This window comes from Microbispora sp. H10670, assembly GCF_014161385.1.
Lineage (GTDB): Bacteria > Actinomycetota > Actinomycetes > Streptosporangiales > Streptosporangiaceae > Microbispora > Microbispora triticiradicis.
Map to the genome: position 1 here is coordinate 1 of NZ_JABBWW010000060.1, position 6,463 is coordinate 6,463.

The 6,463-nt window shown below is 76.0% G+C and carries 4 protein-coding genes; all 4 read left to right on the plus strand.

The genetic code is table 11. From position 1 onward, the window contains the following. The first annotated feature begins 120 nt into the window (after window positions 1-120). A complete protein-coding gene (locus HHX33_RS37595) occupies window positions 121-876 on the plus strand; it encodes a 2-oxo acid dehydrogenase subunit E2 (RefSeq protein WP_182878211.1) in 756 nt (251 codons plus the stop codon). After that, window positions 873-1,955, plus strand: a complete 1,083-nt coding sequence (locus tag HHX33_RS34365) for an alpha/beta hydrolase (protein WP_182878212.1) — start codon at window positions 873-875, stop codon at window positions 1,953-1,955. The genes HHX33_RS37595 and HHX33_RS34365 overlap by 4 nt, the downstream gene beginning before the upstream one ends. After that, entirely contained in the window at window positions 1,952-2,722 is a 771-nt protein-coding gene (locus HHX33_RS34370; RefSeq protein WP_182878213.1) for a thioesterase II family protein, read from the plus strand. Before HHX33_RS34365 ends, HHX33_RS34370 begins: the two co-directional genes overlap by 4 nt. A 74-nt stretch (window positions 2,723-2,796) precedes the next feature. Next, a partial coding sequence (locus HHX33_RS34375; protein ID WP_182878214.1) for a type I polyketide synthase occupies window positions 2,797-6,463 on the plus strand: 3,667 nt, incomplete at its 3' end.

The following is a 6,463-nucleotide window of genomic DNA, read 5'->3' on the forward strand; positions in this document are numbered from 1 at the left end:
CCGGGGGCGGCGGTGTCATCGAGGCCTTTCACAGGCGACCGAACAGGGCCGTCACCCCGGCTCCCGCCGAGTCCCTTCCACAAGACCCTACGCGGGCCCCGCAGTAAGGATGGTGCCCTAGTGACCGGCCGCCCGTTCCCCTCCCAGCGCAGGCACACCCTGTTCTTCCTCGACCAGATCCGCGACTTCTCCCCGGTCTTCCTCGACACCGAGGTGGACGCCACCGCGATCGTCGCGGGACGGGCGCGGGCGCACCGGGCGGGGGAGCGCCGTTCGGTCGTCTCCTACGTCGTGCACGCGGCCGCCGGGGTCCTCGCGAAGCACCCCGAGGCCAACTCCGCCATACACGGCCGGCTGGACCCGGTCGTCGCCTCCTTCGACACCGTGGCGGCCAAGGTCACCCTCGACAAGACCTGGGAGGGCCGCCGCGTCGTGCTCGCCACCGTGATCCCCACGCTGGAGTCCGCGTCCCTGGCCGACGTACAGGCGCACCTGGACCGGGCGGCCGCCGCCGATCCCGGCACGGCCGAGGAGTTCGCCGGCATCCGCGCGCTGCGGCAACTGGCCTGGCAGGAGGCGCTCGACCGGTTCCGCGAGATGGCGGGGCTGCTCGACCGGCGGCCCGCCGTCACCGGCACGTTCAGCGTCACCTCGCTCGGCCACCGCGCCGTCGACGGCTTCCACTCGGTCGGCGGCACCACCGTGACCCTCGGCGTGGGCCGGATCGCCGACCGCCCGGTCGTCAGGGACGGCGCCGTGGTGGTCGCCCCCGTCATGCGGCTCTCGCTGGCCTTCGACCACCGCGTGATCGACGGCGCCGAGGCCGCCGACGTGCTCACCGAGATCAAGGAAGCGCTGGAGGCGTACGAGGAATGAACGACCTGACCGAGCTCAAGCGCTTCGTCGTGGCGCACGCGATCTCGCAGAACCTGCCGGCCGACCACTACGGCGCCCTGCTCGACCGCATCACCGCGGACGCGGGTGACGAGCCGGGCTCGTGGCCGTACGAGTGGATCCGCGCCGGGGACGAGTGGGACGCCGCCGGCGAGACGGCCCTGGCCTGCCAGTACTACACGATGGGCCGCTTCCCGTACGTGGACGGCCCGGGCCGCAAGCGCGCGCTCGCCCGCTGCCTCGACGCCTTCGACCGGTGGCGGCGCGGGGTGCCGGGCCTGGAGCCCGTGGTCGTGGACGTGGACGGAGTCCCGGTGCGGGTGTGGGCCGCCGGCCTGTCCGCCGACGAGCCCCGGCCGCTGCTGGTCATGACCGGCGGCATCGTGAGCCCGAAGGAGCAGTGGGGGCCGGTGCTCCCGCAGATCGCGGCTTTCGGCATGGCCGGGGTCGTGGCCGACCTGCCCGGCGTCGGCGAGAGCCCGCTCCGGTACGGCCCGGACGCATGGCGGCTCTTTCCGGCGATCCTCGACGCCCTGGAGGGACGGGCCGAGGTACGCGAGACCTACCTGCTCGCGCTGAGCTTCAGCGGCCACGCCGCGATCACCGCCGCGCTGCGCGACCCCCGCGTGCGGGGCGTGGTCGCCAACGGCCCGCCCGTCCACGACTTCTTCACCGACGCCGCCTGGCAGGCCCGGGTGCCGAAGGTCACCCGCGACACTCTGGCCCACCTGGCGGGTGTGCCGCCGGAGGCGGTCTTCGCGCACGTGCGCGACTGGGCGCTCGACGACGCCGACCTGCGCGCGCTCACCGTGCCCCTCGCCGCGGTGACGGCGAAGCGGGACGAGATCATCCCTCCCGGCGACACCGAACGGCTGAAGCGCTCGGTGCGCGACCTGCGGCTGATGGAGCACGACGACGTGCACGGCGCCCCCTCCCACCTCGCGGAGACCCGCGTGTGGAGCCTGCTCGCGGTGCAGCGGATGCGGCCCGGCGCCGACCCGGGGGTGACCGCGTCGCTGGCCGCCGCCCTGGAGGCCGCCCGGGCGGGAGCGGCCGGGTGAACGCCCCGCTCGCCGGAGCGCGGGTGCGGGGCGACTGGCTGCGCGAGTACGCTCCCGCCGCGCCCGGAGCCCCCCGCCTGGTCGTGTTCCCGCACGCCGGAGGCTCGGCCGGCTTCTTCATCCCGCTCGCGCGGGCGCTCGCCCCGCAGGTGCGCGTGCTGGCCGTCCAGTACCCCGGGCGCCTCGACCGGCGGCGCGAGCCGCCCGTCGGGGACGTGCGCGAGCTGGCCCGCAGGGTGGCGGACGTGCTCGCCCGGGAACCGGACGACGGCCCCCTCGCCTTCTTCGGGCACAGCATGGGCTCGCTGGTGGCGTTCGAGGCCGCGCTGCTCGGCGAACGGGGCGCCGGCGCCGCGCCCGAGCGGCTGTTCGTCTCCGGCGGGCGGGCGCCCGCCCTCACCCGGGTGGATCCGGTGATCCTCCGGAACGACGCCGCGCTGCTGGAGGAGGCCCTGTTCCTCGGCGGCACCTCCCGGCAGGTGCTGGAGAGCGCGGACCTGCGGGAGCTCGTGCTGCCCCCGCTGCGCGCCGACTACCGGGCACTGCGCGCCTATCTGCCCGATCCCGGGGCGCGGGTCCGCTGCCCGGTCACCGCGCTGGTCGGCGACCGCGATCCGCGGGTGACCGTCGACCAGGCCGCCCGGTGGCGGGACCACACCGACGGCGGGTTCCGTCTCACGGTCCTGCCCGGCGGCCACTTCTACCTGACCCCGCGGCTGGAGGACGTCGCGGCGGCGGTGCGGAGCGGGCTCGCCGTACGGGCCTGACCCGCCTCCCCTCCCGCGCCGTCCGCGCCCGACCACGCTCACCCTGCTCACCACGACCGAGAGTGAGGCACGACGTGATCAGCCCCGACCCGCAGGTGTCCCGGCCCGTCGCGGTCGTCGGAGTCGCGTGCCGCCTGCCCGGCGCGCCGCACCCGGACGCCCTGTGGCAGCTGCTGGAGGAGGGCCGCTCGGCCGTCCGCGAGGTGCCGGAGGGCCGCGCGCCGTCCCCGCTCCTGGACGCCCTGGCCCGGGAGAACCCCGGCGCGCGGTACGGCGCCTACCTCGACGACATCGCCGGGTTCGACGCGGAGTTCTTCGGGATCTCCCCTCGCGAGGCCGCCGCCATGGACCCCCAGCAGCGGCTCGTCCTGGAACTCGCCTGGGAGGCGCTGGAGGACGCCGGCGTGCTGCCCGAGACGCTGCGCGACACCCCGGCGGGCGTGTTCGTCGGGTCCATCGCCGACGAGTACGCCGCACTGTCGCGCCCCTCCGCGATCGGGCGGCACACCCTCACCGGCACCACCCGCGGGATCATCGCCAACCGCGTGTCGTACGCCTTCGGCCTGCGCGGGCCGAGCATCGCGGTCGACACCGCGCAGTCGTCGTCGCTGGTGGCCGTGCATCTCGCGGCCGAGAGCGTGCGGCGCGGCGAGTCGCGCCTGGCGCTCGCGGGCGGCGTCAACCTCATCGTCGACCCGGCCGGCACCGCGGCGGTCGCCCGGTTCGGCGGGCTGTCGCCCGACGGCCGGTGCCACACCTTCGACCGCCGGGCCAACGGCTACGTGCGGGGCGAGGGCGCCGGACTGGTGCTGCTCAAGCCGCTGGACGCCGCGATCGAGGACGGTGACTCCGTCTACGCCGTGCTGCTCGGCGGCGCGGTCAACAACGACGGCGGCACCGACGGGCTCACCACCCCCAGCGCCGGCGCCCAGGCCGAGGTGCTCCGGCACGCCTGGGCGGCCGCCGGCGTCGCGCCCTCCGACCTGCAGTACGTCGAACTGCACGGCACCGGAACCCGGGTCGGCGACCCGGTGGAGGCGCGGGCCCTGGGTCTCGCCCGCCCCGGCGACGGGCCGGCCCTGCAGGTCGGATCGGTGAAGACGAACATCGGACACCTGGAGGGCGCCGCCGGGATCGCCGGTCTGATCAAGACCGTGCTCGGCGTCGCCCGGCGGCGGCTGCCCGCGAGCCTCAACTACGCCGAGCCGAACCCGGAGATCGACTTCGACGGCTGGGGCCTGTCCGTACGGGTCGCGGGCGGGGAGTGGCCCCGGGACGGCGCGCGGCTCGTCGCGGGCGTCAGTTCGTTCGGCATGGGCGGCACCAACTGCCACGTCGTGGTGGCAGAGCCGCCCGCGGCGCCTTCGGCCGTCCCTGTGGCGCCTCCGGCCGCGCCCGGCGCGCCGGAGGCCGCACCGGCGCGCACCCCTCTCGTGCTGAGCGCGCGCACCGGCGCCGCCCTGCGGGACCAGGCCGCCCGGCTGCTCGACCTCGCCGCCGGGGGCGGCATGTCCGGCGGACAGGATCCTTCCGGCGCGGCTCGGGCCGCCGGCCTCGCCAGGAGCCTGGCCACCACGCGAACCGCCTTCGAGCACCGGGCGGCCGTCACGGGGGACGTGGCAGCGGGGCTGGCGGCGCTCGCCGAGGGCCGCCCCGCCGCCGGGCTCGTCACGGGCAGGGCCACCTCCGCTCCCGTCGCGGTGCTGTTCCCCGGCCAGGGCAGCCAGCGGCCGGGCATGGGCCGCCGGGTCCACCAGGATCACCCCGTCTGGCGGGCGGCGTTCGACGAGGCAGCCGCGGCGTTGAACGAGCGGCTGCCGCGTCCTCTGGAGGAGGTCGTCTGGGCGGAGCCGGACGGCGAGGACGCCCTGCTGCTCGACCGCACGGCCTTCACCCAGCCCGCGATCTTCGCGGTCGAGGTGGCGACCTTCCGCCTGCTGGAGTCGCTCGGAGTCGAGCCGTCCTTCGTCGCCGGCCACTCCATCGGCGAGGTGGCCGCCGCGCACGTCGCGGGCGTGCTCGACCTGTCGTCCGCCGCCGAGCTGATCACGGCACGGGGGCGGCTGATGGAGTCGCTGCCCTCCGGCGGCGGCATGCTCGCCGTCGGCGCGCCCGAGGAGGAGGTGCGTGGGCTGATCGCGGAGGTGGACGGCCTCGTGGTCGTCGCCGCGGTGAACGGTCCCCGGTCCGTGGTCGTCGCGGGGGAGGACCCGGCGCTCGACGCCGTCGCCGCCGTCGCCGTCGCGCGCGGCCACCGGACCCGGAGGCTCCAGGTGAGCCACGCCTTCCACTCGCCCCTGATGGACCCCGTGCTCGACGAGTTCCGTGCGGTGCTCGCGGGGCTCGCGTTCGGCCCGGCCCGCGTTCCGTTCGTGTCGACCGTGACCGGGGAGCTCGCCGGCCCCGCCGACGCCGGCTCCCGTGCGGGCCACGCGGCGGATTACTGGGTGGACTACTGGGTGGAGCACGCCCGCCGTACGGTCCGCTTCGCCGACGGCCTGGACCGGTTGCGGGCGCTGGGCGCCGGAATCTTCGTGGAGGCGGGGCCGGGGACGGCCCTCAGCGCGGCCGGGCGGGAGGCGCTGGGCCCGGTGGCGCCGTTCGTGCCGGTCCTCGGCAAGGACGACGACCTGGACCTCGCCGTCGGGCGGCTGTTCACCGCCGGGGTGCGGCTCGACTGGGACGCCGTCTTCCCGCCGGGAAGCCCTCGCGTCCCGCTGCCCACCTATCCCTTCCAGCGCGAGCCCCACTGGCTGGCGCCGGCCGCCGCGGACGGGACCCCTCCGCCTGCTGTGTCCCCTGCTGTGTCCCCTGCCGTGCCCCCTGCTGGGCCCCCGGTCACGGCCCCGGTGCCGCCCGTCCATGCCGTCCGTACGGCGAGCGGGGAGGGGCGGGTGATCGAGGAGGTGGCGGCCGTCCTCGGCTTCGCCGACCCCGGGCGCGTCGACCCCGAGGCGACGTTCAAGGACCTCGGCCTCGACTCGCTCGGCCTGGTCGAGCTGCGCGACCGCCTGAGCGCCGCCTTCGGCGCCGACCTGCCCGCCGCCGCGCTGTTCAGTCATCCCACTCCCGCCTCCATCGCCCGCCACCTCGCCGGGGAAGCCGAACGGGACGCCGCACAGGACGTTGCGCACGAGGCCGTACGGGACGTCGTGGCGGCGGACGACGACCCGGTGGTGATCGTGGGGATGGGGTGCCGGTTCCCGGGCGGGGTGGCCTCGCCGGAGGACCTGTGGGAGGTGGTGGCCAGTGGCGCGGACGTCACGGGTGACTTCCCCGACGACCGGGGCTGGGACCTCGACGCCCTCTTCGATCCCGACCCGGAACGGCCCGGCGCCTCCTATACGCGCCGGGGCGGCTTTCTCCGTGACGCGGGGGAGTTCGATCCGGCGTTCTTCGGGATGAGCCCTCGGGAGGCGCTGGCCACCGATCCGCAGCAGCGGTTGCTGCTGCAGGTGTCGTGGGAGGCGCTGGAGCGGGCCGGCATCGACCCGCTGTCGCTGAAGGAGACCCGCACCGGCGTGTTCGTCGGCGCGACCGCGTCGGACTACACGCCCCGGCTGCACGAGGGCGGAGGCGGGACCGACGGCTACCTCCTCACCGGGGGCAGCGTCAGCGTGGCGTCGGGGCGGATCGCGTATGTGCTGGGGTCGCGGGGTCCGGCGTTGACGGTGGATACGGCGTGTTCGTCGTCGTTGGTGGCGTTGGATCTGGCGGTGCGTGCGGTGCGGTCGGGGGAGT

What these genes read in the sequence shown, in the direction of transcription:
- HHX33_RS34365 (WP_182878212.1), top strand. Translation starts at nt 873, where the DNA reads ATGAACGACCTGACCGAGCTCAAGCGCTTCGTCGTGGCGCACGCGATC.